Source organism: Haladaptatus sp. HS23, from assembly GCF_056892285.1.
The window spans coordinates 71,841-95,699 of record NZ_JBXGLH010000008.1 but is presented as its reverse complement, the minus strand read 5'-3'; the positions used below and the strand labels follow the sequence as shown (position 1 = coordinate 95,699).

The window sequence follows — 23,859 nt, the reverse complement described above, 5'->3', positions numbered from 1 at the left end:
CAGTTAAGCATGGTGTGAGGACAGAACCAATGCAAGCAGAACAGCGAACCACGCAGGAGAACCACTTCCGAGCATACAATTCCACCTTGGACGACTCCCAACAAGCCGTCAACAAGCTCAAACAAGCGCTCGAGCTCCTCAACGAGGCAGCAGAGAAAGCGCCACATAAAGCGACGACGATCGAAACCGCCCGTGGAATGATCCAAGAGACTTCCCAGGATATCAATAACCAGATCCCGCAACTGCACGGACGGATGGCCGGAGCAAAGCATGAAATGAAGACGGCAGACCAAGATCGGTACGAGAACCGACCTGCTCCGGAGGACTTTCAATGAGTCAGGCAGCTACAAGCCAGAGCGGTGATGAACCACAAGAAGCGTTGATTGACGGCGCACCGTTAAAGTACGCTGAAACGAATACCATTCGCCGGCATATTTGCCACGAGGTCGGGATCGATGATGATCGGTTCTACGCAGACAGGAGTACGTGCTTCCAGAAAGACCAAATCAAAGCAATTGTTCGTGAGATCCTGCCAGACGACTCCGAGATAACTCTTGAGAAGGAAACGGTCTCTTCGCTCTATGGTATTCTCGCAGACGAAATTCCCGAGATTGAAGAATCGGAAACCGGCCGATGGGGACTCAAACGGCTACAGCTCAAGCCAATCTATCGAGAACTGGCAACGTCTACGGGGGAAATGCAGTGAGTAAACCAGAGTCGATGGAGATCAACGGAGAGCATACGACTGCACGAGTCCACCTCCCCGAATCAGAAGTAGAAGACGGGTTGCGAGAAGAGATCCAGGAACAAGTCAATGCGCCAGCGTTCCAGAACAAAATCGAGTACCAACCTGACTGTCACGGTGGTTTGGGACCTCAGGCGATCGTGGGATTCTCGATGGCGCTTGGTAACCGAGTCGTCCCGAATACAATCGGGGGTGACATCGGCTGTGGAATGACTGCAGCCCGACTCTCGATGACTGTAGACGACCTTGAAGATGAATCTCTGGGAGAGATCGACGAACAGGTCCGGTCGGAGATTCCAATGGGGACTGGTGTTGTTCACGAAGACAAACCGAACCCCTTCCTCGAAGTGTATCCGACCACAAAGGCAGATAATCGGATATTCGACCTTGCCGATACTGTTGGGGCTGCAATCCCCTATCACAACTGGAAATTCGATGACTCGTTCTTCACCGATCTGTGCCAACGCGTCGGTACGGACCCCGAGTATGTTCTCCGGTCACTCGGGACGCTAGGGAGTGGGAACCACTTCGTCGAACTATCTGCTTCCCAGGAAACGGGGTATCTGTGGGTCATAGTTCACTCCGGCTCTCGAAACCTTGGCCAAGCCGTCAAGTCCCATTGGCAGGATAAAGCCACCGAGCAACGTGAGAATGACGTCAAGTGGGAGCAGATGGACGACGTCCATCGAGAGTACGCCCTCGAAGACGGCTCACCTGATTGGGAGAAGATAAAGGCGGACTACGACGGAGAGGCGATCGGCGAACTAGGAGAGGAAATCAAATCGTTCCAACCGGATAGCCACCGGAATACGAAACTCGACTACCTCCAAGGACCGCCCATGATCCGGTATTTACGGGACATGGTGTTCGCGCAAACGTACGCCGAGTGCAATCGGAATCAGATGGTCGGTGCCGTCGCTGAAGTACTGGGCGCGGACATCTGTGAACGGATCAACTCACCACACAACTACGTCGACTTCGAAGATGGGATGATCCGAAAAGGCTCCACGCGAGCTCACCAAGGCGAGGAATTCGTTATCCCGATGAATATGCAATTCGGATCGCTCATCTGCCGTGGAAAAGGGAACCCAGAGTACAACTACTCTGCACCACACGGGAGTGGACGTCTCGGCTCTCGTGGCTGGGCCGAAGAAGAATTCGATAGTACGGAGGTCCGCGAAGCAATGGCAGATGACGGGATCTTCTCGTCATCAGTGCCGACGGATGAGGTACCAGACGCGTACAAGTCAGTCGAACTGATCAAACAGCAGATCCAGCCGACTGCCGAGATCGTCGATCGACTGAAACCTGTAATCAACTTCAAACCGTAGGCCGGACATCGTTAAGAGCCCGGCTCTGTCGCATATTCGTATCGATGACCGATACAGGACATCCACCAGGGCCTCAGCCAATTCACTTTCTCAAACCAAGACTCTCAGAGACCCACGAGAATCGTCTCTCAATCAATCTACGGGGGAATGAACCATTCGAACGGGTTATGTTGTGGGTTGGGAACTTCATCGTCACGGTGAGTCAAGAAGACGATGGAGGCGTCGATATCAACGTGAATGACTATACGGAACTTCGATTGCGTGGCGACTACAATGACACACCAACCATTTCTCTCGAAACTCTCGAGAAGCCATTCAATTTCGAATACGACGATTCACAAAACGTTGTACAAGAATCGACTCTTGATCAAGAAAGTGAGTCGGTCTCAGAAGGCGTTTTAGAGATCACGACGGAAGGCAGCGACGATATCTATATCGTGAATATCGATATTGATGACGACCTTCCAGAACGGGTTTTCAAGAGATCGCAGACTCCGAAAGTAGGCGGGACTTCCCATCATCCTGATGCAAATGGAATCGAATTCACCATACCTCTTTCCGAAGAGACTTCATTCATCGTGACTGCAAGCCTCTGTAATCACGCCATCTATGGTGATCTCTCCCTCTCATGGCCTGGAGCATTCTCAGAGAGAAACGAGAACGGGTTTCTCAAGGTCAAAGATGTCGATTGGGAAGCGATGGAACTCACGCTCGTTGATGCGTAGTCCTCTCAAATGACGTTAAGAACACGGTTAACCCGAAACTACAGTACATGAATTACGAAGATTACCACAGTTCAAGCATGGTTTCAGACGATGATGAGCCAGAAAACGATCAACAATCTCTTGCCGAACTATTCCGTGACCTCGCGGACAGCATTGAGGAGAGAGGAGAGCATGTGGAGTATGAAATCGAGCGAGAAAAGCCACATCGGTCCATACGTATCGAGGGAGACCCATATGTTGTGATCTCTGACCACGAATACGTAGAATTCACCGCTGGTATTGAGCTTGCAAATGACGCACCAGACAGTCTAATCGATCTATCTGACGATGATGGGTCTGACATCGATCTGGACGACGTCAACGTCCAGCTAGAGATTGTTAGTAGAACCGGTGAGCAGTATATCCAAATAGGACTGGATGATTTCCCCGCTTCACCTGGGGCAATAATCAGACGGCCCCGTCGAAAACAGAATCACATTGGTGAATCTCAATCAGAATTCAAATTCTCCCTCCCAATAAATGGGGAGACTGGGTGGCTCATCTCGGAGTTTTTCAGAGCCGGACCAATGGTTGGAGAGCTAATGATAGATCTGCCAGGGGATGGACCCTACTCGAATACAACGGAGAAAGTTCCCCTGGTACTCTCTAACCTCGACTGGGAAGAAATGGAAATGACGATCGGTAACCGAAAATTCGACGTATGAAAAAGTATCCAAGTGAAGTCGTCCTCGATATTCGAGCCGACAGTGACGTGGTCGATGAGATCTTAGAGGAGATCGATCTCCCATCGGGTCAAACGGTCGGTTACAACGGCCCCCAATGGGATCACCGTGTCTCTGCTTCCGATGAGTTGCGTGAATCGATCCGCTCTGCGATTCAGACCGAGTACATGGGTGCAATTGATATAGAGCAACTCAATCTTGACCGTATTAGCAGGACAGACAGACGACTAAGCATTCGCCTTCAGCCATCGGAGGACCATGATGGTTGAAATCGAATCCGCAGCCGAGTCGCCCTCCTGCCCGATCTGCACACCAATCGAAAAAGAAGTCCTCGGGCAGATCGACTCTCCCGCGGCTCGTGAAGTAGCACGAAGACGCATTCGGGGCCTTGCATCAGAGCACGAGCATACCGAGGAGTGTTTGGAGCGTCAACAGAGACGCAAAGAGCGGCGTCGTGAGCGGGCGTTCAAAGAAATGCTTCGTCTCAATCACGCTGGCGTGTTATCGGATCAGATCATGCAACAGATGTACCCTGAGCGGTTCGGTGGTGAGTCCAGTGACTAACTTGCAGGGATTTCCTGGCGCGACGATCGGGCTTGCTGCAATCCTTGATAGCACCCGTCCCGATGGTGCCCCTAGCTATGAGGTATCCTGTAACTGCTCTGGTTGTGACTGGTCACATCCTGCTACGCGTTACTTGGCGGCTGTGAGTTTCTGCCAAGAGCACGCCTGCAAAACCGCTCACGATGACTTCGAGATGAACGTCGAATTGCACCAGTTCGAAACCACGGTGACAGTGAGATCATGAGCGACACCAGCACACTCCCGAAAGTCAACGTCAAGGTGGACGATCCGACGCCCAAGCCACCGTACCAAACAGATGCTGTCGATGGTATGGTTTGGATCTACATCATCCGCGACGACGAGGGGACGCCGAGATTTATGGCGGCCAATCTAGAGCACTACCCGAAAGAGTTCCAAGAGATCCTCGAACACCATCCAAACTGGGAAAGCCGGGTCGTAGGGATGACCGTAGAAGAAGCAGAACGGATCTACGAAGAAAACAAGACACTCTCGCTCCCCTCTGGGATCAAGATTCGATTCGGTGCACATTCCTCCCTTCTCAGAGCGGCTGGTCAGTACCCACAGAATGAGATCCTACAGGAGACAAACAAATGACGATGCCACCAGGATACAAGCCACCTGCTGAACGCTCACTTGCGGATGCAGTATCTCATGCCGAATCTTCTGATCGAATCTCGGACGAGGCTGTGGAAAAACTACAAGCAGCAGAGCCATCGGATCATGATGTGATCTCATCTGTTCTCGACGAGACTCGTGAGCTCCCAGCTATGGATGAATATGATCGGACAACACCATCACACATGGTCCATCTTCGTCTCAAAGACACACTTCGGAATTATGCGAGGGAACAGGAGAACGAAGAAAAAGAAGACAAGCTAAATGATCTCGTGCCACTTTCCAAGGTTATCGACGATATCTCGGAAGGTGAATTTCTGAAAGTCAATCAATTGATCGAGATCCACCCACGAGACGCATACACAGAAGAGATTCCTGAGAAGTATGCGGGGGCAGCGGCCCCTGAGCGGCTCGAATATATCATCACGGAAACGCTGCGAAACTCCGCGTTTCGATATCGGAAGATCCACCACCACTACGTGATCTATCATCCTGATTCCCGGAGTCAACTCTTTGCAACAGGGAGTGACCGATCAAAACCGGATGAAACATTCATCTTAATCGACGCACCGGAAGAATGCCGTCAAAGTGCGGTCAATACCTTCCTCGATCTCTTCTACCATCAGGAATCATCGTGTTCGTGGTTTCTTCGGACTAACATACGATCGTGAGAGTAGTATGATATCTGTCGTATATAGGGGAAATTATATATGGGGTGGAGCCCCTTTGTATAACCACGCACAGATGAACGCAGCATTCGACGCTTCGTCACTATCGCGGTTGCTCAGTCTATCTCTTGAGCAATAGTGACGTGCGTCGGAGGCTTCATCTTCGATCGTCCCAACCTTCGTGGGGTGTGAAACACCTCGCATGGTTGGTCAAAGTTCGTTTTGTTGTTGACGACTGACCGAACCAGTCAGTCGTTTCTCTTTACTCCATTTTGGATCGGTGCCCGAGTTTGGCCGAAGGGACGGCGCTCAGAACGCCGTGCATAGGCGTTAATCGAGAGAGATGGTCGTAGGTTCGAATCCTACCCGATTCACTTTCTTATTGAACGGGGTGCGTATTTCGATTCAATAAGCGCCGGTATGACGCATCTAATTCAAGCGTCTGCGTTGACCGTTCAATAAGAAGAGCCCAATGCGCTCTAATTAAAATTGGAGCATCCATACGGGAAGTAGACAAACCCGCCACGTTGAGGGCGTGGTCTCGTAGGAGTTCGGCGGTGCAAATCCGTCTGGGTGCAGTTTGCCGTGATAACCTAGTCTGGTAAGGAGCCCGCCTGCTACGCGGGTACTCCCATTATGGGACCGCCGGTTCGAGTCCGGCTCACGGCGTCTGCAGCATGCCGTGGTTAGCCTAGTCTGGTAAGGCGACCGCCTCGAAAGCGGTTGGGCGTCATTGCCTCATCGGTTCAAATCCGGTCCACGGCGTTGTGCTGGGATGGCCGAATGGTATGGGCCTTGGTTTGAAACCAAGTTGACCTCCGAGAGGAGTTGAGGGTTCGAATCCCTCTCCTGGCGTTTGCAGCATGCCGGAGTTACCCTAGTCTGGCCAAGGGGCCTGTCTGGAACACAGGTAGGCATCGTGCCCCGTCGGTTCGAATCCGACCTCTGGCGTCAAAAGCACTACCGTAGCCAAACGGTTCAAAGCGCCGAACTTAAGATTCGGTCTCGCAAGGCGGGGATTCCAGGTTCAAATCCTGGCGGTAGTATCTGGGAAGATAAAGTGGTCGCCAATTACTGATTGGTCTATCGTTCCCTTCTCCACTTTCCCATTCTCATAGGTGGTTCGGAGAGTGTATTCTCTCCCATCGTCTCGAATGTATTTGCAACGGCCATAGTGGTTAACCATCCACTGGCATGTGTCGACGAACGAATCGTTGTACGCAAAGTTCCCACAGGCACAAGCAGCACGGACTTCGTCGATTGGAATCTTCAGTTCGTCGTCTAGTGCTTCCAGGTCTTTGATGGTGTCTGGTTTTGTGTTGAAAATGTCGCTTGGGTTGTTCATACAACCACTATGTCTTCTAAACTAATAAGTATTTAATACACCAATCCGTGACTACTGTTTTTCGAAGGTAAGAGTAATCTCTCCCTCTTCCTCACGCTTCGTCACTTCATACGACCCCGTCTTGAGCCAGTCTTTGTTAAGGAAAAGCGAATCAGTCCCCGCAAACTTCCACACCTTCGCTGATCCAGTATCTTCCTTAACAAGATCACGGACAGCTGCTTGGTAGTCGACGAGACCATGACCGTCACGTTCCGTCCCGTTGAGATTCTGGGCCGTTTCGACTAGTCGGTCACGGATGTTCTCTTCACCAGCACTGAGTCCTTTGGCGATGAGCCCTGCAATCAGCGGTGCTGAGAAACTCGTCCCCGACGCCTTCACCCAGTCCTCGGTTACTTTCTCTCCCATTGTGACATTGCTAGCCGAGAGGAGTTTGACGTTCTCGCCGAGTGCGGTCACTTCTGGACTGTTTGCCTTCGGGTTGTACGAGCTGAAGTCGGCCATCGCACCCTCTTCAGTACATGCACCGACACTGAAGGCCTTCGCCGCGGTCGCTGGGCTGCCACTTGGCCCGCCACTGTTGCCTGCAGCGACGACGTCCTGAATCCCGGTTTCCTCGAACAGGTCGTTGTGTATCTGGTCAAACCGAGTTGAGGTCTGAGACGATCCAAGAGAGATGTTCACTACATCGATCTCGTCTTGATGGCTCTCGAGCCAGTCGTATGCCCGATAGACGGTGCTCAACGATGCGCGCCCTTCGTCATTGAGGACACGAAGCATCACAAGATCGGCGTCCGGTGCGACCTGGGTGACTTGTCCGAGAACAGCCGTTCCATGTCCAACACGGTCCCCGTTCCCGTCTCCAGTGCAATCGACCTCTTCAAAATTCACATCGTCGAAAAGTGATTTCGACGTATCGACACCGCTGTCGATAGCTGCGACGGTCGTCCCCTCGCCACTACCGGGGAGATCAGGGGCGATATTGTGGAGTTTTCGCGCGTCATCGTAGGTAGCAAGGAAATCCGAATCGCCCGTTGCGAGCGCGAGCGGTTCAAGCTCAAAGTCATAGTCGACGTGACCGATTTCGTCAGCTGTAGACTGGATCTGGAGTGGCTTCTCGGGTGTTTCGACGAGGACTGCATGACCAGCGTTCCCAAAGTCGAATTCTTCGAGGATAGTGTAACCGTTCTCTTCAAGTGTTGTGACAGAAGTGTCGTAGACAATACGCAGAGACATCAGCAATAGTAAATAGCGTCTCCAGATAGTTCAAGGTTCGGGACCCGTACCTTTATCACCTTGCCTAACTAAGCATGGTGTGAGGACAGATCCAATGTCCATAGAACCAGCAAGCCCCACCGACCAAACGCACTCTAACTACAACGTGGAATGTCTCGACGACGAATGCTCCACACTGATAGCAGACAAAGACGCGTTTACAACGGCTCGTCAAAAACTCGAGACTCACCAGAACGAAACGAACCATGCGTGCAAGATCTCGGAAGTGAGCAATGAGTAAAACCGCTACCAAAGCCGACGACAAAACAGCCCCACACGAGTGTCCCCACGACGAAGACTACCATCACTGGGAGTTTGACGGACAGTTCTTCGTCAGAGGCCACAAGATCACGGTGACATGCGACTGTGGAGAGCCGATGGAATACGATTCCATGTACGGTGAGAATAACGGGACTGCTGTCTGGCAATGTAGCTGTGGCCTGGACTTTTCGACTGCACCCGCCGCTGGAGATCCAGGAAACTGGAGGAGCTGGGCAGACAGTGGGTGCGAGCTTATCTTCAATGTCGCGTTTGACGATGAGTACTGCTTCGTCCTGCGTAACCAAGATGATTCCAATCAAGTCTTCCGGATAGAGGCGCCAACAATGCCGATGGATCAGCTCACTGATTCGCGTTAATCCCTTTTCCCGGTATCCTCTTAACCCCGACACAGACAGTGTCGACCATGTCGGACCAAGATACTAATTCGCCATCCGAGCGAGTAGTCCACTCGGATTATATCGATGACCAGATGGGGTCAGACGACGCAGATACTGCCGTTGTTGTCGGTGATGATGGATTCATTCGATTAGATGGGCCACTCCCGATTTCGGAGCGAGACAACGGATGGAGCCTCACCTATACACCACCGCACAACGTGAAAACAATAGGGAACCTGAAGATCACGATGCTCTCGAAGATGGTAGGGAGCCATATCGTAGCAATACATGAAGGAGAGGCAGTTGCGGGTGGAAAACTCGAGAAGATTCAGGACACTTCCGAAGGGAACATTAGCTTAATATCAACCTTCGATCAGTCGGGATCAGATGATAATTCGATGGACGTTGTTATGGGCTCCTTCAACCCTCTGATGGACGATTTAGAGGATGGAGATGTGGCTGCACTCATGGGGATGTTCCAAGCAGAGCGGAATCGGCGATATGATGGGACTGACCCAGATGACACCACTCTTGTGAGCGAAGGTCAGGATAAATCGAGCGACGCTACATACGAAGGCCTTGATGAATGGCGGCTCTGTCTGATTCGAGATCAAGATACTGCCATCTTCACGAATGCCGATTCATTCGACGACCTACAAACCCAGGATTGGTACAAAGACCACAATGCACTCGCCCCATACGAATCAGATGACTACGACACCATGAGGATCATGTTTCGTGCTGATTCAATGAGAAAGCCACAGACACGGCATATGGCCGGTCGTAGGTTACCTCCGGTACCTAATGACGTAAATGATGGAAAGAAGCCATGGCTGATCGAAGTGGATGAATTCAGCAACACCATCCACGATGGAGAAACAATCGAGACACGAGCAACACCTGAGGAATTCATCACCACAATCGAGAAGACAGGAGGTACTGCTTATATCCCTGCATCCAACTTCCCGCCAACCGAGAGCGACCAGGAGGAAGACAATGAATAAAATCGAGATACAATCCGAGGAGCTACAAGACAAATTAGGTCGTGAAGACAACACGATAACCGTCGAGGAGATCGAAGAGATGGAGTTTTCGGAGATCCGGGAACTACACGAAGAGATCCACGAGTACTCAAAGGGCGATAAGCAACTCACATTTGATCACCTTGGCGTCCTAGCTTTCCTCGCGTCAGAGATGGTCTCTCGACTTTCGACAGAATTGGAAGAGGAGAAACATGGCTAAGATTAAGATAACCTCGCCAGAGCTCCTAGACGACCTAAAGATGGAGACTTCGATTTTTGATCTGGAAACCCTGGACGAGAAAGAGACAAGCGAGCTCAGAAGGATTCACAACGTGATGTACAATGAAGGGGCGAAGTCTGATAGATATTTAGCAAGAACGGCAGGCCTCGCACTCACCTACATCCAGGCAGAGCTGTTCGAACGAATGGAGACACCGGCCACATACGAGAACGATGGATAATCCCTATCTTGACGAGGTTCCTGAAGACGATCTTCGAGAAGACCCCATTCCAGAATCGACCGAAGGATGGCCGCCAGAGGTCCCCAATGGTCCGGGCGGGCTTCTGACACCACCAAGCAAGCCACCGGACGTCGAGCGCCGTCAGGAATACGTTGATGATTGGGCCTGGGCCATACCAAATGAGGAAGCAATTCGAACATGCGTCGAGTACAGTCCTCTACTCGAGATCGGTGCTGGGCACGGATACTGGGCTAGTCTCATCCAAGCAAATGGTGGCGAGATTCTCCCCATGGATAAGCACACCAATTCAAGTGCAGAATTCACATCAGTCCACTACGGCACACCAAACACCGCACGAAAGCATCCAAACCGAACACTCATGCTCTGCTGGCCACCGCTTCGAGATTCAATGGGTGTCGAAGCACTCGATCAGTACGCTGCCGGCGGCGGTGAGACACTCATCTATATCGGAGAGCCCAAAGGAGGATGTTGCGCAAATTTGGAATTCTTCGATCGTCTTGAATCAGACTGGGTGCTACAAGAATCCGTGACGATCCCTCGATGGGACATCTCGCTAGATGCACGGGATGAGCTGAAAGTGTTCAAACTGGATATCCGTGGACGAGCCCACCGGCTATACGAAGAAAAGAAAGAAGCACGAGCCAAGAGATGGGCAACCCAGCCGAAAGATCCTCCAGCCACCGTCCCGGATCAGTGCCTGGTCCCAACACTAGTCTGGAACGATGTCCACTTCTCAAAAATAACCAGTGTAGAGATGTCCGAACACGGGCACAGTCGATCTCAAGATATCAGCGTTTTACTTGCGCCAAATGAGATATCGGAGCTGCACAAGGATTTGGCGAAGGTACAAGAGGCCTACTACAACGACGAAGTGCTGGACGTGACCGTAACTTCCGAAAGGGTTTCTACCACCGAGGAGATGTGCATCACCGCAATCGAGCGGTTCAATATGACGGGAGAAGCCTTCGAAATCACATTCAACGTCAATCCATCTAATGCAAAATCCACACCGCATGATCGAATTCAGAAAGTACTCGAAGATTCTGATGAAGATGGACTCTTCAAGATCCGGGAAAATAGAGATCCTTACCCATCCTCCCAAGACATACCTGGGTTCTAGCTAGATCGGTACCAAATGACGGTTGTCTGGTTCGGCTTCTTCTTCTGAATTTGTTCATCGCTCACCAGCTCATCCAGATATTTGTATGCAGTGCGTGTCGGGATCTGCAAAGCACTTGCGACTTCGCTGGTCGTATACGGTTCGTTTGAGTCCATCGTCGAAAGGACATCTTGCTTCGAGACATTGTGAGATGCCGCAAATTCCCCACTGTCATTCTTCATCTTATTCATACATACGACTATGGTTCCTGATTGCCTTTAACCTTGCCCAATTAAGCACGGATCCGGAGGTTTTATCACCATGCCCAACTAAGCAAGAGTAAGGATCAGAACCAATGTCCAACGCACAAATAGAACCACTGTCAAAAGAGGAATTGCAAAAGCGGAGAAATACGACGATCCAAAGTGGCGACTTTTCAACCAATGAGTGTCACGCGATTCGGTGTCTGGACGCAGATGGCTGGACACACAGTGAGCTCGCCTTCGTTTTCGAGGTGAGCGAATCCACGATTGCAGATCATGTGAACCAAGACTGCGTCCATCCCAGTCATGATCTCCCAAACCAACTCCCCGAGTATTCCCCTAACGAGATCAGACGGCAACGGGAAGACGCAGGGCTTCGACAGAAGGATCTAGCAGCAGCGATTGGAACGCCTCGATCGACAATCTCGAGGTGGGAATCCGGACGCGTTAAACCCAGTAAGAAAAGTTGTATCAAACTTCGCAACTTCTTCGAGGACAACCCTGATAAAAACACACCCACTACCCAACAATAACAACTCATGACGAATACCACAACTAGCTCGCTCGGTCTCGCACCAGAATGCAGCCTCTGTGAAGGGGCGCTCGAACAGAACACGCAGATCGAAGTCGGTGACTTCGACAACGAGTACAACGAACTTCGCTGGGCACACATCGACTGCATCCAAGAGGATAAAGATCTCCTCCGAAAGATGGTACTGGGAGAGATGGGAGAAAGTGATCAGCCACTCGCAGAACATTCGACATTCCTCGATGACATCGAAGGGGACGAAAACCCACTCATTAACAATGAGGGGGACGAACATCCAGAGTGGCTCTCAATGCCCAGTCTTCCAGGACGATTCCGTGTTCGCCCCCTCTCGCCAAAGGAAGTAGTAGAACAGATGGGGAAACATGCTGAAGAGATGAAGAAGAACAGCTCCACTCCCGAAGACGATCACGACGACACCGATCTCGAGCTCGACGATGGTGTCGAAATAGATATCGAAGACCCTCACGAAACCGATGGCAACGAGTAAATCACTGATCCATAAACGGTCGGAGCTCAAATGTCTCTATGGGGCAGCATTGTTTCTCGTCGGGACAGTGATATACGTAACAACTGTTAACCAGATCTCTCTGCTGGTTGTTCCTCCTAGTGTTTACCTTCTCATTTCGGGGATGATGGAATATCGGTTTGAATCGAAGGAGAGTGGCGAATCCAAATGATGGACTCCATTCAGAATCTCCACGAGAGAATCACAACGATTGATCTTCACGATTTGTATGAGGTACCTTGGAAGCTCAATAGCCTCTGTGGTGCTGCATGCTGCATTTTTGCAGCGGTTATGTACACAACCACCCATGACAGAATCTTCCTCCTCAATCTCCCGATCGGGTTCTTTCTCTTCGCATCAGCTGTAAAAGCGTACGAGAAAGAAAAGAAGAGACAAACGAGATGAGCATACGAACATCTCCTCTCATCGCACAATCAATAATCAACGCTGCCACAGGGGGATTTCTAGTGATCATAGGGATCATCGGCATCTTTCTGATCAATAATCAGACTCGGCTACTGTCCGCAAGCCAAGTCAACTTATTCTATCTCGTGTTCATCTTCTGTGGGATTTTTCTCTTAGCAAATGCAGGACTCACGTACAAAGTGGCCCAGACCCACCGATCACAATGACCGAAATAGACCAAGACACCATCAACCGGGTTGCACGGACAATCGAATACAACACCAGTGACGCGAATCAGCCCGAGACGATCGACTTCGAACACCTCGGCGTGATCATCTGCAACATCAACAAACAGGACGCACTCACTGTCGACGAAGCAAAAACAGCGATCAATGCAGCAATTGATCAGGGACTCGTCGTCGAGGAAGACGGTCGGTACCGAACAGCCGACGATTATCAGCCCTGGTGACCCCACCATTTCCGGTGTAAACACACCGGATTTCAAGTGAAACTCCTCTTTTCGCAGATGTCGCGTCACCAGCACCCTCAAAAACCCGTGGCAAAGCTGATTCGATGATGCCTGACCATCCATTCGTCAAAGAAACCTACCGAAATGAACCACCCCAACTAGTCCACACCAAATTGCGCAAGGCGACAAAGAAATATCTCGAGAAAAAAGAGGACAAGATCAAAAACATCTTCCAAATCCACGATTGGGACCAATACCCGATACTGGACATCAAAATGATCGATCAGACTCCCTCTACCCATTCGCTCTCCCCACCAGATCCAAACTACAAACTCAGGACCACCTTCGAGATCGAACGCTACGAGCAGAAAGCCCCGCCCATCGAAGAAGTGGGACTGGATATGGATGTCGGGTTCGGTGGCTCTGGGGAAGTTCTCCGAATGACGCGCCCTCTCTACGAGAAACTCTCCGATGAAGGGCTTTTCGACCTATCTTCCACCGTCGGACCCCAGGGGAACGACCACTGAAACACCGTTGCAGAACTCGCCTTCTTTCCCATACCTTTATCACCATGCCTAACTAAGCATGGGATAGACACCATGCAACGACGGAAATTCATAATCCTCACTGGCGCAGGACTCGCAACAACCCTCGCCGGCTGTTCTGGCAGCGGCGACAAGAAAACCACCACTCCGAAGACGACCTCGACGACCCCGACGCCAACGACTGAAGAAGCAAAAGCAGCTGGCAAAGCAGCGGATACCACCTCGACGATAACAACGACGACCCCGACAACCACCACAACGACGACAACAACGGCAACAACCACCAGACAGCCGGCGATCAAGAATCGACTGTTCGACGTCAAACTCATCAACAAGGAAGAGTCGGACTCGGGGCTCTCAAACTTCGACGTTCGAGTCACTGCAGACACTCGGATGCCCCGTGCAGATTCCACCAGTCACGGAGAACCCGTACTACAAGTCCGTATCAATGGGAAGCTGATAACCAGATCTCAACGGCTCCCACGAAAGAAGAAAGGGACCTACACACTCACGATCCGAGCACCACAGCTCTACGGGTACCACGGGAAGAAAGACTTCCAAGTCGAGTTGATCGACCTCGATCCAGCCGGGGAAGACGTGATATGGACCGAGAAGCGAACCCTCAAATTCGCATCCGGAGATCTCACATCCACTCAACAGCAATCCAAACCAAGTGCCCAGGAATCCGCCAAGATGGCAGCGACCATCATGAAGTACTCGCTTCAGGATTTCGGTATGAGTCCGACGGTCAAAGCCGAAGATGATGGCGATCTCGAATGTACCTACACCTCCGTCGCAAGCACCTCGGTCGATAGTGCAAGAGAGATCGGCGCTGTCGCTGGCGCGTATGCCGGAGCCATCCAACAGAACTACACAGTCGGGAAACTCTTCGCAATCGTCGAAGATGTCCAAGGGCGAACCATCGGGAAGTGGCACGCCAAACACGAGTGGGCCGTCCAGTACAATCAAGGGGAGATAACGGGAGAAGAGTATGGAAAGAAATGTGTGGACACGCTCGAAGTTCTCACGTAATCATGACTCAAGACACCACTCGCGGATACCAACCAGAGACGCCCCCAGAGAGTGCAGGCAATGATGATGATGATGATGATGATGGAGATCCATTTATCGGGTACTCCGGTCTGTTTCTCTCTTTCCTGGGGATAGTAATCTATGGACTGGTTGGGATGCTCTGGACAACTGGGTCTGTGTTTGCCTTCCCTTTGACAGTGGTTTCGATACTAATCGCCTTTGGGTGGGTAGGATTCAACCGGTATCTTGACCATCGAAAATCGATTGAAATAGCAAAAGAGAGTCAGTCAGAGGATCCAATAGAGATCTTGAAACGCCGTCGCGCCCATGGCGAGATCTCCCAGGAGGAATTTGAGGAACGGATTGCTGAACTACAGGCTGCAGAGGTGGAGGACTAACCATGGCACGAGAACCCCTTGGACGGAACGAGAACGGCTACGTCATCCATCCCGATCGGCAGTCGGGCACACAATTGCGTGAGATACCGATGATTCTGTTCCGTGCCTTTTTGAGAACAGCTATCATCTGCTGGCTATCAGCTGTTGTCATGTCTTTCCTGGGAATTGCATTTTTTGCAGAACCACCCCTTCGTTATCTCCCGATATTGGCTGGTGTAGCGTTATGGTACACATACCGGCCTGAATCGGAGACGGACACACAGGAAACGTCCACGACTTCTGAAGAAGATGGGTCGACGAAGAAATACGACACCGAGTCGGATACGGAAGAACCCCTAACGGAGGGTGTCGAAACAAGCCTTCACCCCGGAGAGTGCTCAGCGTGCCAATTGGAATACGACACCGTCGCGACACTCTGGGATGGCCCTGGAACGTGGGTCCACTCGTGGATGTGTCCCGGCTGTGGCGATCTCCTCGAAACCACGCACGTAGACTGCACAACAGAACACGTTACAGCGGTCAACGAAGTCACCGAGCAATTCGTAGCCGGACACATCACCCACGCCGAGTTTGAGCAATCGGTCGATAAAGCACTGTCTCGAAAGGAGAAGGCTACAGAATGATTCATGAAGAACTCTATTGGATGTGGCAGAATATCGGGACAGTTTTCATACTAAGCTCCCCTCTAGTATGGAAGATATCCAACCCAATTTTCGGAGTGGCCACGGCAATCATCGGGAGCATACTCCTGTTCCGTTCCATTCACAAGGTAATCGTCAAGGAAGAAGGATACCATGACTGACGAAGAGCCTCCACGGGAGTTCAAACAGTGGAAATCGTTTTGGAAAACAGCGCGATACACTGGAGCCCTGTTGATGGCCATCTCAATCGTGCCGTTCATCCAACTCAAGGTCCAGATAGCAATGACCTTCGCCATCGTCGGCTGGACGCTGTATCAAGGCGGAACCGAAAAGAGCAGAGAATACAGCTACTTCGACCCCGACTAACGCGGCTCTTACTTCAGAGACCTACCCGTACGTCACTGTCGTCCCACTCGTCCGATTCGGCGAACACACCGTAACCGTATCCCCACCATTGTTCCAAACAGCACCCGACCCCCAGTAGACGATGTGCTCTTTCTCCGAAAGTCCCTCACCATCTCCCGACGAGAGTAGCACCGACTCACCCGAAGCAAGCAACCCCGCGTCTTCAGTGAACGTATAGGAGTGGTCTGCTTCATCCGAGACCGTCCACCCTGCAAGATCAACACTCGCGTTCCCCGTATTCGTCAACACAATCCACTCCCCACCAGGATTCACGTTATCGTTCCCTGCAGCATCCGCATGAATCGTCGATACGGACAACTCCCCCATAGGAGCCGCACTCTCATTCACCGTCCCATCGTAACTCCATAAGCCGACATCGTTCCCCTGCGCTTTCCGTTCAGCGTCTGCAAAGGCATCCCGCTTCTCAAACGTCGACTCATACAACCGAGCATACCCACGCTCGAGAAGCTCCTGGTTAACCGTCCCCCCAGACCCATCCGACACGTAGACCAATAGACGTCCGTAGTATCCTCGCCGATCCTCCATCCCATCCACCGCGATCGTCACGTTCTCTCCAGCAACCGTCCGCTCCATGAACGAGCTCGCAAACATCCCCCAGTCCTCCAACCAAGCTGCACCACGATCAGAGTCGTTCACTCCCTCGAACTCCTCCGGTTGCGTATCAATGTACGTCTCCGGAGTATCCACACCTAACAACCGGACGTTCTCTGTATGCCCATCCGAGAAGCGAACCTCTAACGTATCTCCATCAACCACCCGCACAACACGTACCTCATACGACTGTGGCTTACTCTCCGTCTCCGTCGAGGTCTCCCCTTGAGCAAACGCACTCGCATTGTAGTCCACAAGCGTCGGCTCAACCACAGCAGAATCAGAATCAGAACCAGAACCAGTATCAGCATCCCCCGATGTCCCACTATTATCTCCCGTTCTTTCTGACGGTCCTGTATCGCCTGCTGCGCGATCTTTTTGAGAAATGTGTCCTGCACCACTACTCGAGTCTTCAAGGACAATAGGAGGCCCACCAGATACTTCAGATCCAGTTAGGCGCTCGTCGACAGTCGGTGAAGAGGGAGAGTATGCAACACCAGTACAACCAGCAACGACAATCATACCCACAACACACAGCACGCCATAGAGTCGAATATGAGATGACACATGATCTTATATGTGTTAGCTATAAGTAAACCTTGTTACTGATAATGGCAAAATGCGGGTCTTATTGCCTAATATTTCTCTCTCGAACCCGTCGACGTCAATATATTCATAAAATACAGAGTATACAGGGTTACAGAGATCACGGTAAATAACAAATCGATAGCGGTGTCACCGCCGGCTCATCTTCGTGGAAATCGGTGTGATTTGGCGGTTCTGCGGGGGGTCATGCCCTCAATGTAAACCAACAGCATGACAGTAGTCTCGACAGTCGACAAGACACTCGACGAGATGGGGGGTGCCGACGTGGCGTGGAACTGGACGTCGACCTCGACATCGAAAAAGTGGCGTGGAAGTAACCAGTGGCGTGGAAATGGCTCTCTCAGACAGTCTATCGGTGGTTTGGAGACAGAAGAAACACAGGAATCAGCGGAATCACAGGAAACATAGGAAACACAGGAATCAGAGGAAACTCAGGAACGGGTGGTTGGTGATTTTGAGCCAAACTCCGGGGATATAGTAACATCGGAAACGCCGGTTGATCATTATCTCCCGATATCTACGGTCATATGGACAGCGGAAACGATGGTCGGGTGAAGGACGGGGTGTGTCGGGGTCGACGGCGTCCCTGAGCACCAACATCGTTAAAAAGAAGGGTGGACCCTGTAGAAGTGCGGGGGACGGGACATGACCAACTCGCTAACGCGGGAGGTCTGCTCTCGGGATCCGTGTGTGCGCTCCTACCACCCTTTGCGATCAGGGCCAATCCTACGTCGCAATCAAGGGCCGAAAAGGGGGATCACGTGGTGGTGTTCCTCTGTGATGGCCTGGACGAGTGGGAGCTACTCGTGCTACTGCCCAAGTGTGTTCGTTCGTTCTCGCATGGTGGTGGCCGGACTGCCTGCGCCGGCCACTCTTCGACGTCTGTGTCAACGTCGATGGTGCGATTCATGTGTCACTACGGGCTCCACGCCCGTTTTCGGTACTCTTATTCTGGATAGTCGAGAGTGATGAGATATGAAGCCGATGACGCAGCTGTATCTGATGGGGTACCTGACCGCACTGGCTAATGTGCTGGTCGTCGTGGTCGTCCGGGAGTGGTCGACGGTCACGAATGCGTTTCTGGCTGTGTTTCTCGCGGTGCTTTGTACTCGAGGGCTCTACATAGAACGGTCGACCTCGTCGAGGACGTCAAACGTGGCGTGGAAGTAGATTATCAGGTCGATTAGCCGGCGGATGCAACATTCTGGTTGGATAATCTTTATTATGCTGTGGTGTGAACCGTATATCGTGGCCTGAAACAGCGGTCACTAAGTGATCTTCACCTGAATTCACCGCAACCACTGTCTGACCACGACCGAGGCTAACCATCTCGGGTCCAAGCTCATCACTTGGAGATCCAACGTAACAACTTGGATGCTCTCGTGGTTACCCAACGAGGGATTCAGCACAACCGCGCTGCCCTCCGTCAGGGGTCTGCCCTGGCGGTTTCTCATTCGATCACTACTTTCTCGAGAGTGTCGACGTCGACCTGATGTGGCGTGGAAGTAGATGGATGGCCGGCTACGGTGGCGTGGAAATCAACAACCCGCTGGCTCCGGCTGCGGTTACGCTCCTGGTCGCCCCGATCGCGAGCTCGTACGTGGCGTGGAACCGAAAGGTGGCGTGGAAGCATAACTCCGTCTTGATTCTGTGGCGTGGAAGTATATCTGCGCGTCGACGACCGGCTTCTGTGGCGTGGAAGCAAAAGGTGGCGTGGAAGCATATCGCCGGCTCGATCATGTGGCGTGGAAGTAGGCCGAGATCCAGTTGCGAGGTGGCGTGGAAATGGTTCGGCGGTTCGACCTCGACGAGCGTCTCGGAGGTGGCGTGGAAGTAGATCTCGATCAGCTCGTCGACGACGTCCAGCTGTGGCGTGGAAATGCATCTGTCTCGAGGTGCAGGCCGGCGTCGATCGTGGCGTGGAAGCATTTCGTCGGCTCGAGCTCGACGTCGAGGTGTGGCGTGGAAGTGATTTGTGGCGTGGAAATAGGTCGACGTCCAGCTCAAAGGTGGCGTGGAAGTCATTCGACGGCTGATGTGGCGTGGAAATGGGTCTGCCCCTGGGGGTGAGGTGGCGTGGAAATGGATCGCCGGCTGGCTGCAGGGGGGTGGCCGCCGATCTCGATTTCCGCCGTCCGGTCGAGGTGGGGGGGGTGTCGACCGCCCGACGGGTTCAGTATGGCCGGATGGTATGGATTTGGTGCCGGTCGGTGCCGGGGGACCCACTGGCGGGTGGGGCATACAGGTACGTCCGCTCCCATTGGTGGGCCGTTTCGTGGCAGGCTTGAGAGCTTTTCTTTCCTGTTCCGCCGTCGACACGCCCGCGGGCTGTCACCCGGAGGTGGAATCCAGCTTTCCCGTGGACAGTGAATTCTCGCTGGCGCATTTCGGTTTCATCGACCGTTAGCTGTCGGTTTTTCCCGTCCTCGCACCTGACCGCTAGGCGCTCGCCGGGTTCGAGGTACCGGAGCGTATCGCGGATGGCTTGTTCGTTATCGGGTTCAACGGAAACCTGGTCCTTGTATTGTGTCGTCATCTGTGTTCTGTCCTCGTTTACTCAATATACCCTCTATTATAAAAAGACTGCGATTGCCTTCTACAGGTTCGACGGGAAGCCTTCAACCACCGTTTCGGCATTCTCGACCAGCCATAGCGCGCGTTCGATGGCCTCTTGTGGGTTGTTAGTGATTTTCTCATAGACCAAGTCGTATTTCGCACAGCCTTGGTAGCCTTTGTTCACGCCTTTGCCGTGGTGGAGAGAGATTTCATAGTAGTTGGTTTTGGAGAGGATAACCGTCATCCCGTCTTTTCGCACGGAGAGGGTGTGCTTGTTGTCGGTAACGCGGTTCCAATCGTCCGAGACCTTTTCATCGAAGGCATTCATCACGCTCTTCGGAGTGGCCATAGAGACGCAGTAGGGAGCCGTATGGCCTTCATAGACGGTTTCTCCATCCGCTCGCACCTTCCAGCTACCGTCTTCTTGTTCGTTGACTCCGAAGGTCTCACATTCGACATTGTACGATTCGCTTTCTACGTTGAAGCTAAGTTCTGGCATCTGTCTTCGTCCTCGTCTATACAGTATACCTGCCACTATAAAAAGACTGCGATTGAAGTTTGCAAAAACTCCGGATGTTTGTTTGGAGTAAATCGCAGTCTTTAACTATAGGTGGTGCATTGGAGTAATTGGAGATAGAAGACAGATGACGGCATACATAGCAATCGACGGCGTCGATGAGGAAGAGATACCGGACGAAATCGCGTATTACATGACCGGAAGAGCGGTAGACGCGCTTCAGGGACTAGTTCACAGCGAGGATGAGCCTCCGAAGGCATTCAGGAGGCAATTGGCGGAAGAGCGTGGCGTTTCTCCTGACGACATTCAGTTTTCAGCTGGTCTTTGCACGGACGACACGCCGATGGAGACAGAAGAGCGGTATGACGCTGATGTCTTCGACCATATCGACTGTCCTGTCTGTGAGTCGTGTTCATGGACGGAGATTCGCTTTGAAGGTGTGTTCTGTGATGAGTGTAACTGTAAGGCGACGCTCGAACCGACTAACGGAGACCGCGGCTTTGTCGCGGAGTTTAATCGCGGCCATATCTGGGCTCACGTTGAGTTAGAGGGTATCAGTGATGACGATGGGTACATTGGCCATACAAAGTATCTCGGCCCACACGAGACGGACGAGGGCGACGAGACGTATGTCAAGACTGGTCCTGTGTTGTGGGACCGAGATAGGGTAATAGCCTAAGGTTGAATCGCAGTCTTTATATACAAGTGGGTGCAATAGAGAAGTAGGAGGTAGCACACACGAGACGACAAACACACTCCGACGGTATCACACATCCCGATGCGAACGCGGCAAAGATCTACCGCCGATGTTTCGGGAGGAAACACACAACGGGCCATCTCGGCAAGGGTGGTTGGTTGGAGGAAAAGTCCGGGATGGTCCGGCAAACGTCCCAAACGTCCCAGAAACGGGGCGAACGGGGCGTTTCGGTTGCACGAATCGCCTTGGCGTGACGGAACGACCGCACGAAACCGAGGTGATTCGAGTGAGCTCATGCCTCGCCGAGACGGCGGGAAGAGTGAGCGGAACCGGCGAGGCACGGCGGGGATAGTCGCCATACTTCCACGCGCAGGGGAGAGTAGCGCATTTTTCTAGTGCCGGTCGACGTCGAGATCCGCGGGAGAAGGGATTCTTTTCTACGGCCACAGTTGGCGCGTGAGCGGGCTCCGGGAAACGGGAGTGGTATCGCCTATTGTTTCACGAAGACGGCACCACACCCGCTAATGTCGGTCGCATTCAGTCCGCCACGCGGGGAGTAGTCCGGGATATTGGTGTCATTCCCTATGCTTTTGTGACCAAATTCCTCGATGACCTGCTCGTTCAGGAATTCGTCCGCTTCTTCAACGGTCATTTTATTCAGTTCTATGAGGTTCTGAGCGCTCGTAAGCAACCCGTCAAACTTGCCTTTCGGGTTTCTGTGAACGGGGAAGGGTTCACGGTTAGGGTCATTCTCGTAGGCCCACCGCGGTTCATAGAGCGCACCTTCTCCGAATGGGTCGGATGGATCGTCTTGGTAATTCGCAAAGTTGTAGTGGAACGTAAGGAACGCACGCACGTTCAGGGAACGGTCGACGACGTAGAACGCTTCGTGAATGCAGAAGTCTAGTTCTTGGTTAACGACTTCGTCGAGCGTCTCGCATTCGGCGTAAACGTCTTCGTCGATTTTCCGACCGTTTGGCGTGGGGAAGCGCTCGCCACTCTCTTCGATGGCTGGCTTTATCCAGAGGTCGACCTGCCCCCAGTGGGCATAGTGGACTTCGTACGTCCCGTCCGCTTGCTCGTAGGCGACAAGTGCACGCTGTCCCATTAGTCCTGCACCTCCGAATGCACGCTATCGGTATCTAGCTGTTCGGCGACGGTTGCTTGGTTCGTTGTCGTCATCATCTGTCTTCGTCCTCATCTATACAATATACCCTCTTGTATAAAAAGACTGCGATTGTATTCAGTACATAAGTAGATCTTAATCGCAATCTTTAACTATAGACGGGTTCTACACTGAAGTGGAGATCGAAGACAGATGACGACAACAAGCCCGAAGGCAGTAAGCGAGATCGACAACAAAGCAACCGGCGTTAACTTCCGTGGTAGTATCTACACCGACCACCTCAACCTCGTGCTTCGCACGCTCGATGGTAGCAGTAAAGGTGCGGGTATCGACGAAGTGAAATTCAACATTTCCGAGGAGGCACTCACTGTCAAGGTCGTTGATGCGGCCAACGTATGCATGCACGAGATCGATATCCCGGACTACGACTGGTACGAATTCCGTTGCACGATTCCGGGAGAGGTCGGGATGGACGTCGAGAGAATGCGTTCTATGCTCAAGGTCATTGATACGGATACGATGGCGGTTATCATCGAAGGCGGTGAAATGAGGTTCTACGATAAGGACGGAATCGTTTACGCGGGTGCTGAAACGATTGACCCGGACTACATTCGTAAGGAACCCGACCTACTGGGCTTTGAATTTGCCAACACGGTTACGTTCGAAGATGGTTACAAGCTTGCACAGTGGGCACGTGACGTCAAGTCGGAAGGGTGCATAATCGGGATTTCCCGCAACGGGATTAGCTTCGAGTCAATAAAAGAAAAGACGTGGGATGAGGACAAAGAAGAATACGTCAAACCCCACGAACCGCTGTTCATCGAGGATATCTCGTGCTACGACTACAACCCCGAGAATCACAGTCGTAGTATCGACCGGAACAAGGTCGAGAGGTTCGAAGATACTGTCGAATTCCATAGCGACTATCGCGACGTTACGTACAACATCGTGTCTGTTGACTACCTCTATGAGTTATTCAAGTATCAGCTGAAATCCCAACTGGATGGGCAGTCGTTCACTCTCAAGACCGGAGAAGAATTCCCGATGATTCTGGAGAGGGACCTCGGAGATACCTACAAGGGGAAGATAGATTACTGGCTTGCACCCCGAATTAACACGCTATAAGGTACCTTAACCGGTTTTCTCTCGTTTTTCTCGTCGGGAGTGGCGACACTGCTATCTCTTCCCCATCGAAGCCAATCGCAATCTTTAAGTTAAGTGGGTTCCATTGCTTAGATGGAGATCGAAGACAGATGACGACA

At 52.1% G+C, this 23,859-nt stretch carries 33 protein-coding genes and 5 tRNA genes; 32 read left to right on the top strand and 6 right to left on the bottom strand.

What is annotated here, in order from left to right; translation table 11 throughout:
* The first annotated feature begins 29 nt into the window (after window positions 1-29).
* The 14 genes from AC1XDK_RS20310 (at window position 30) to AC1XDK_RS20245 (ending at window position 6,437) form a co-directional block, all read left to right on the top strand.
* The gene (locus AC1XDK_RS20310) at window positions 30-335 is read left to right on the top strand and encodes a hypothetical protein (protein ID WP_483351795.1); all 306 of its coding nucleotides are present in this window, start codon (window positions 30-32) and stop codon (window positions 333-335) included.
* Window positions 332-706: a hypothetical protein gene (locus AC1XDK_RS20305; protein WP_483351794.1), complete on the top strand. Its 375-nt coding sequence runs from the start codon at window positions 332-334 to the stop codon at window positions 704-706. The genes AC1XDK_RS20310 and AC1XDK_RS20305 overlap by 4 nt, the downstream gene beginning before the upstream one ends.
* Complete coding sequence (locus AC1XDK_RS20300) at window positions 703-2,076, top strand: RtcB family protein (protein ID WP_483351793.1); 1,374 nt, start codon at window positions 703-705, stop codon at window positions 2,074-2,076. Before AC1XDK_RS20305 ends, AC1XDK_RS20300 begins: the two co-directional genes overlap by 4 nt.
* A 197-nt stretch (window positions 2,077-2,273) precedes the next feature.
* The gene (locus AC1XDK_RS20295) at window positions 2,274-2,801 is read left to right on the top strand and encodes a hypothetical protein (RefSeq protein WP_483351792.1); all 528 of its coding nucleotides are present in this window, start codon (window positions 2,274-2,276) and stop codon (window positions 2,799-2,801) included.
* 47 nt (window positions 2,802-2,848) lie between these two features.
* Complete coding sequence (locus AC1XDK_RS20290; protein WP_483351791.1) at window positions 2,849-3,505, top strand: hypothetical protein; 657 nt, start codon at window positions 2,849-2,851, stop codon at window positions 3,503-3,505.
* The gene (locus AC1XDK_RS20285) at window positions 3,502-3,792 is read left to right on the top strand and encodes a hypothetical protein (RefSeq protein WP_483351790.1); all 291 of its coding nucleotides are present in this window, start codon (window positions 3,502-3,504) and stop codon (window positions 3,790-3,792) included. The genes AC1XDK_RS20290 and AC1XDK_RS20285 overlap by 4 nt, the downstream gene beginning before the upstream one ends.
* Window positions 3,785-4,087 carry a hypothetical protein gene (locus AC1XDK_RS20280; protein ID WP_483351789.1) on the top strand — a complete coding sequence of 101 codons (303 nt, stop codon included), beginning with the start codon at window positions 3,785-3,787 and terminating at the stop codon, window positions 4,085-4,087. The genes AC1XDK_RS20285 and AC1XDK_RS20280 overlap by 8 nt, the downstream gene beginning before the upstream one ends.
* Window positions 4,088-4,327: 240 nt before the next feature.
* The gene (locus AC1XDK_RS20275; RefSeq protein WP_483351788.1) at window positions 4,328-4,702 is read left to right on the top strand and encodes a hypothetical protein; all 375 of its coding nucleotides are present in this window, start codon (window positions 4,328-4,330) and stop codon (window positions 4,700-4,702) included.
* Window positions 4,699-5,394 carry a hypothetical protein gene (locus tag AC1XDK_RS20270; RefSeq protein WP_483351787.1) on the top strand — a complete coding sequence of 232 codons (696 nt, stop codon included), beginning with the start codon at window positions 4,699-4,701 and terminating at the stop codon, window positions 5,392-5,394. Before AC1XDK_RS20275 ends, AC1XDK_RS20270 begins: the two co-directional genes overlap by 4 nt.
* Window positions 5,395-5,665: 271 nt before the next feature.
* A tRNA-Leu gene (locus AC1XDK_RS20265) sits at window positions 5,666-5,765 on the top strand.
* Window positions 5,766-5,973: 208 nt separating this feature from the next.
* Window positions 5,974-6,060 (top strand) — tRNA-Ser (locus AC1XDK_RS20260).
* Window positions 6,061-6,070: 10 nt separating this feature from the next.
* A tRNA-Ser gene (locus AC1XDK_RS20255) sits at window positions 6,071-6,156 on the top strand.
* Between the two features lie 100 nt (window positions 6,157-6,256).
* Window positions 6,257-6,342 (top strand) — tRNA-Ser (locus AC1XDK_RS20250).
* A gap of 8 nt (window positions 6,343-6,350) precedes the next feature.
* Window positions 6,351-6,437 (top strand) — tRNA-Leu (locus tag AC1XDK_RS20245).
* Here AC1XDK_RS20245 and AC1XDK_RS20240 read toward each other — a convergent pair.
* Together AC1XDK_RS20240 and AC1XDK_RS20235 are read right to left on the bottom strand one after the other, a co-directional pair.
* Complete coding sequence (locus AC1XDK_RS20240) at window positions 6,419-6,736, bottom strand: hypothetical protein (protein WP_483351786.1); 318 nt, start codon at window positions 6,734-6,736, stop codon at window positions 6,419-6,421. The two genes, AC1XDK_RS20245 and AC1XDK_RS20240, sit on opposite strands and share 19 nt — an antisense overlap.
* A gap of 51 nt (window positions 6,737-6,787) precedes the next feature.
* Window positions 6,788-7,969 (bottom strand): S8 family peptidase, encoded by a 1,182-nt coding sequence (locus AC1XDK_RS20235; RefSeq protein WP_483351785.1) that lies wholly within the window; start codon window positions 7,967-7,969, stop codon window positions 6,788-6,790.
* 272 nt (window positions 7,970-8,241) lie between these two features.
* On the opposite strand from AC1XDK_RS20235, the gene AC1XDK_RS20230 reads away from it, so the two are divergent.
* The 15 genes from AC1XDK_RS20230 (at window position 8,242) to AC1XDK_RS20160 (ending at window position 16,444) form a co-directional block, all read left to right on the top strand.
* Window positions 8,242-8,646 (top strand): hypothetical protein, encoded by a 405-nt coding sequence (locus tag AC1XDK_RS20230; RefSeq protein WP_483351784.1) that lies wholly within the window; start codon window positions 8,242-8,244, stop codon window positions 8,644-8,646.
* Window positions 8,647-8,759: 113 nt separating this feature from the next.
* On the top strand, window positions 8,760-9,671 hold the full coding sequence (locus AC1XDK_RS20225) for a hypothetical protein (RefSeq protein ID WP_483351783.1): 912 nt from the start codon (window positions 8,760-8,762) through the stop codon (window positions 9,669-9,671).
* Complete coding sequence (locus AC1XDK_RS20220) at window positions 9,664-9,909, top strand: hypothetical protein (RefSeq protein WP_483351782.1); 246 nt, start codon at window positions 9,664-9,666, stop codon at window positions 9,907-9,909. The genes AC1XDK_RS20225 and AC1XDK_RS20220 overlap by 8 nt, the downstream gene beginning before the upstream one ends.
* Entirely contained in the window at window positions 9,902-10,150 is a 249-nt protein-coding gene (locus AC1XDK_RS20215; RefSeq protein WP_483351781.1) for a hypothetical protein, read from the top strand. Before AC1XDK_RS20220 ends, AC1XDK_RS20215 begins: the two co-directional genes overlap by 8 nt.
* A complete protein-coding gene (locus AC1XDK_RS20210) occupies window positions 10,143-11,291 on the top strand; it encodes a hypothetical protein (RefSeq protein WP_483351780.1) in 1,149 nt (382 codons plus the stop codon). The genes AC1XDK_RS20215 and AC1XDK_RS20210 overlap by 8 nt, the downstream gene beginning before the upstream one ends.
* 334 nt (window positions 11,292-11,625) lie before the next feature.
* Window positions 11,626-12,066 (top strand): helix-turn-helix domain-containing protein, encoded by a 441-nt coding sequence (locus AC1XDK_RS20205; RefSeq protein ID WP_483351779.1) that lies wholly within the window; start codon window positions 11,626-11,628, stop codon window positions 12,064-12,066.
* 6 nt (window positions 12,067-12,072) lie between these two features.
* The gene (locus AC1XDK_RS20200) at window positions 12,073-12,570 is read left to right on the top strand and encodes a hypothetical protein (RefSeq protein WP_483351778.1); all 498 of its coding nucleotides are present in this window, start codon (window positions 12,073-12,075) and stop codon (window positions 12,568-12,570) included.
* Between the two features lie 186 nt (window positions 12,571-12,756).
* A complete protein-coding gene (locus AC1XDK_RS20195; protein WP_483351777.1) occupies window positions 12,757-12,993 on the top strand; it encodes a hypothetical protein in 237 nt (78 codons plus the stop codon).
* A gap of 223 nt (window positions 12,994-13,216) precedes the next feature.
* Entirely contained in the window at window positions 13,217-13,462 is a 246-nt protein-coding gene (locus tag AC1XDK_RS20190) for a hypothetical protein (RefSeq protein ID WP_483351776.1), read from the top strand.
* Window positions 13,463-13,566: 104 nt separating this feature from the next.
* Complete coding sequence (locus AC1XDK_RS20185; RefSeq protein ID WP_483351775.1) at window positions 13,567-13,989, top strand: hypothetical protein; 423 nt, start codon at window positions 13,567-13,569, stop codon at window positions 13,987-13,989.
* A 72-nt stretch (window positions 13,990-14,061) separates the two neighbouring features.
* A complete protein-coding gene (locus tag AC1XDK_RS20180; protein WP_483351774.1) occupies window positions 14,062-15,039 on the top strand; it encodes a DUF8159 domain-containing protein in 978 nt (325 codons plus the stop codon).
* Window positions 15,040-15,041: 2 nt separating this feature from the next.
* Window positions 15,042-15,437, top strand: a complete 396-nt coding sequence (locus AC1XDK_RS20175) for an SHOCT domain-containing protein (RefSeq protein WP_483351773.1) — start codon at window positions 15,042-15,044, stop codon at window positions 15,435-15,437.
* Between the two features lie 2 nt (window positions 15,438-15,439).
* A complete protein-coding gene (locus tag AC1XDK_RS20170; protein ID WP_483351772.1) occupies window positions 15,440-16,060 on the top strand; it encodes a hypothetical protein in 621 nt (206 codons plus the stop codon).
* The gene (locus AC1XDK_RS20165; protein WP_483351771.1) at window positions 16,057-16,239 is read left to right on the top strand and encodes a hypothetical protein; all 183 of its coding nucleotides are present in this window, start codon (window positions 16,057-16,059) and stop codon (window positions 16,237-16,239) included. The genes AC1XDK_RS20170 and AC1XDK_RS20165 overlap by 4 nt, the downstream gene beginning before the upstream one ends.
* Window positions 16,232-16,444, top strand: coding sequence for a hypothetical protein (locus tag AC1XDK_RS20160; RefSeq protein ID WP_483351770.1), 213 nt, complete (start codon window positions 16,232-16,234; stop codon window positions 16,442-16,444). The genes AC1XDK_RS20165 and AC1XDK_RS20160 overlap by 8 nt, the downstream gene beginning before the upstream one ends.
* A 21-nt stretch (window positions 16,445-16,465) precedes the next feature.
* Here AC1XDK_RS20160 and AC1XDK_RS20155 read toward each other — a convergent pair whose 3' ends face one another.
* The gene (locus AC1XDK_RS20155; RefSeq protein ID WP_483351769.1) at window positions 16,466-17,260 is read right to left on the bottom strand and encodes a lamin tail domain-containing protein; all 795 of its coding nucleotides are present in this window, start codon (window positions 17,258-17,260) and stop codon (window positions 16,466-16,468) included.
* A gap of 1,416 nt (window positions 17,261-18,676) precedes the next feature.
* Between AC1XDK_RS20155 and AC1XDK_RS20150 the strand changes: the two genes are divergently transcribed.
* Window positions 18,677-18,871: a hypothetical protein gene (locus AC1XDK_RS20150; protein WP_483351768.1), complete on the top strand. Its 195-nt coding sequence runs from the start codon at window positions 18,677-18,679 to the stop codon at window positions 18,869-18,871.
* 1,003 nt (window positions 18,872-19,874) lie between these two features.
* Here AC1XDK_RS20150 and AC1XDK_RS20145 read toward each other — a convergent pair.
* Both AC1XDK_RS20145 and AC1XDK_RS20140 read right to left on the bottom strand, forming a co-directional pair.
* Window positions 19,875-20,237 carry a hypothetical protein gene (locus AC1XDK_RS20145; RefSeq protein ID WP_483351767.1) on the bottom strand — a complete coding sequence of 121 codons (363 nt, stop codon included), beginning with the start codon at window positions 20,235-20,237 and terminating at the stop codon, window positions 19,875-19,877.
* A gap of 60 nt (window positions 20,238-20,297) precedes the next feature.
* Complete coding sequence (locus AC1XDK_RS20140; protein ID WP_483351766.1) at window positions 20,298-20,756, bottom strand: hypothetical protein; 459 nt, start codon at window positions 20,754-20,756, stop codon at window positions 20,298-20,300.
* Window positions 20,757-20,901: 145 nt separating this feature from the next.
* Between AC1XDK_RS20140 and AC1XDK_RS20135 the strand changes: the two genes are divergently transcribed.
* The gene (locus AC1XDK_RS20135) at window positions 20,902-21,453 is read left to right on the top strand and encodes a DUF7567 family protein (RefSeq protein ID WP_483351765.1); all 552 of its coding nucleotides are present in this window, start codon (window positions 20,902-20,904) and stop codon (window positions 21,451-21,453) included.
* A 508-nt stretch (window positions 21,454-21,961) separates the two neighbouring features.
* On the opposite strand, the gene AC1XDK_RS20130 is transcribed toward AC1XDK_RS20135, so the two are convergent.
* Window positions 21,962-22,579 (bottom strand): DUF6735 family protein, encoded by a 618-nt coding sequence (locus tag AC1XDK_RS20130; RefSeq protein ID WP_483351764.1) that lies wholly within the window; start codon window positions 22,577-22,579, stop codon window positions 21,962-21,964.
* Between the two features lie 210 nt (window positions 22,580-22,789).
* On the opposite strand from AC1XDK_RS20130, the gene AC1XDK_RS20125 reads away from it, so the two are divergent.
* Window positions 22,790-23,722, top strand: coding sequence for a hypothetical protein (locus AC1XDK_RS20125; protein WP_483351763.1), 933 nt, complete (start codon window positions 22,790-22,792; stop codon window positions 23,720-23,722).
* Window positions 23,723-23,859 lie beyond the last annotated feature (137 nt).

Coding starts and splice junctions, on each gene's coding strand:
- AC1XDK_RS20280 (WP_483351789.1), top strand. CDS start 3,785: ATGGTTGAAATCGAATCCGCAGCCGAGTCGCCCTCCTGCCCGATCTGC.
- AC1XDK_RS20185 (WP_483351775.1), top strand. CDS start 13,567: ATGATGCCTGACCATCCATTCGTCAAAGAAACCTACCGAAATGAACCA.
- AC1XDK_RS20135 (WP_483351765.1), top strand. CDS start 20,902: ATGACGGCATACATAGCAATCGACGGCGTCGATGAGGAAGAGATACCG.
- AC1XDK_RS20125 (WP_483351763.1), top strand. CDS start 22,790: ATGACGACAACAAGCCCGAAGGCAGTAAGCGAGATCGACAACAAAGCA.
- AC1XDK_RS20275 (WP_483351788.1), top strand. CDS start 4,328: ATGAGCGACACCAGCACACTCCCGAAAGTCAACGTCAAGGTGGACGAT.
- AC1XDK_RS20205 (WP_483351779.1), top strand. CDS start 11,626: ATGTCCAACGCACAAATAGAACCACTGTCAAAAGAGGAATTGCAAAAG.
- AC1XDK_RS20140 (WP_483351766.1), bottom strand. CDS start 20,756: ATGCCAGAACTTAGCTTCAACGTAGAAAGCGAATCGTACAATGTCGAA.
- AC1XDK_RS20270 (WP_483351787.1), top strand. CDS start 4,699: ATGACGATGCCACCAGGATACAAGCCACCTGCTGAACGCTCACTTGCG.
- AC1XDK_RS20285 (WP_483351790.1), top strand. CDS start 3,502: ATGAAAAAGTATCCAAGTGAAGTCGTCCTCGATATTCGAGCCGACAGT.
- AC1XDK_RS20180 (WP_483351774.1), top strand. CDS start 14,062: ATGCAACGACGGAAATTCATAATCCTCACTGGCGCAGGACTCGCAACA.
- AC1XDK_RS20225 (WP_483351783.1), top strand. CDS start 8,760: ATGGGGTCAGACGACGCAGATACTGCCGTTGTTGTCGGTGATGATGGA.
- AC1XDK_RS20150 (WP_483351768.1), top strand. CDS start 18,677: ATGAAGCCGATGACGCAGCTGTATCTGATGGGGTACCTGACCGCACTG.
- AC1XDK_RS20130 (WP_483351764.1), bottom strand. CDS start 22,579: ATGGGACAGCGTGCACTTGTCGCCTACGAGCAAGCGGACGGGACGTAC.
- AC1XDK_RS20200 (WP_483351778.1), top strand. CDS start 12,073: ATGACGAATACCACAACTAGCTCGCTCGGTCTCGCACCAGAATGCAGC.
- AC1XDK_RS20220 (WP_483351782.1), top strand. CDS start 9,664: ATGAATAAAATCGAGATACAATCCGAGGAGCTACAAGACAAATTAGGT.
- AC1XDK_RS20305 (WP_483351794.1), top strand. CDS start 332: ATGAGTCAGGCAGCTACAAGCCAGAGCGGTGATGAACCACAAGAAGCG.
- AC1XDK_RS20170 (WP_483351772.1), top strand. CDS start 15,440: ATGGCACGAGAACCCCTTGGACGGAACGAGAACGGCTACGTCATCCAT.
- AC1XDK_RS20195 (WP_483351777.1), top strand. CDS start 12,757: ATGATGGACTCCATTCAGAATCTCCACGAGAGAATCACAACGATTGAT.
- AC1XDK_RS20310 (WP_483351795.1), top strand. CDS start 30: ATGCAAGCAGAACAGCGAACCACGCAGGAGAACCACTTCCGAGCATAC.
- AC1XDK_RS20165 (WP_483351771.1), top strand. CDS start 16,057: ATGATTCATGAAGAACTCTATTGGATGTGGCAGAATATCGGGACAGTT.
- AC1XDK_RS20175 (WP_483351773.1), top strand. CDS start 15,042: ATGACTCAAGACACCACTCGCGGATACCAACCAGAGACGCCCCCAGAG.
- AC1XDK_RS20210 (WP_483351780.1), top strand. CDS start 10,143: ATGGATAATCCCTATCTTGACGAGGTTCCTGAAGACGATCTTCGAGAA.
- AC1XDK_RS20160 (WP_483351770.1), top strand. CDS start 16,232: ATGACTGACGAAGAGCCTCCACGGGAGTTCAAACAGTGGAAATCGTTT.
- AC1XDK_RS20190 (WP_483351776.1), top strand. CDS start 13,217: ATGACCGAAATAGACCAAGACACCATCAACCGGGTTGCACGGACAATC.
- AC1XDK_RS20235 (WP_483351785.1), bottom strand. CDS start 7,969: ATGTCTCTGCGTATTGTCTACGACACTTCTGTCACAACACTTGAAGAG.
- AC1XDK_RS20230 (WP_483351784.1), top strand. CDS start 8,242: ATGAGTAAAACCGCTACCAAAGCCGACGACAAAACAGCCCCACACGAG.
- AC1XDK_RS20290 (WP_483351791.1), top strand. CDS start 2,849: ATGAATTACGAAGATTACCACAGTTCAAGCATGGTTTCAGACGATGAT.
- AC1XDK_RS20240 (WP_483351786.1), bottom strand. CDS start 6,736: ATGAACAACCCAAGCGACATTTTCAACACAAAACCAGACACCATCAAA.
- AC1XDK_RS20215 (WP_483351781.1), top strand. CDS start 9,902: ATGGCTAAGATTAAGATAACCTCGCCAGAGCTCCTAGACGACCTAAAG.
- AC1XDK_RS20145 (WP_483351767.1), bottom strand. CDS start 20,237: ATGACGACACAATACAAGGACCAGGTTTCCGTTGAACCCGATAACGAA.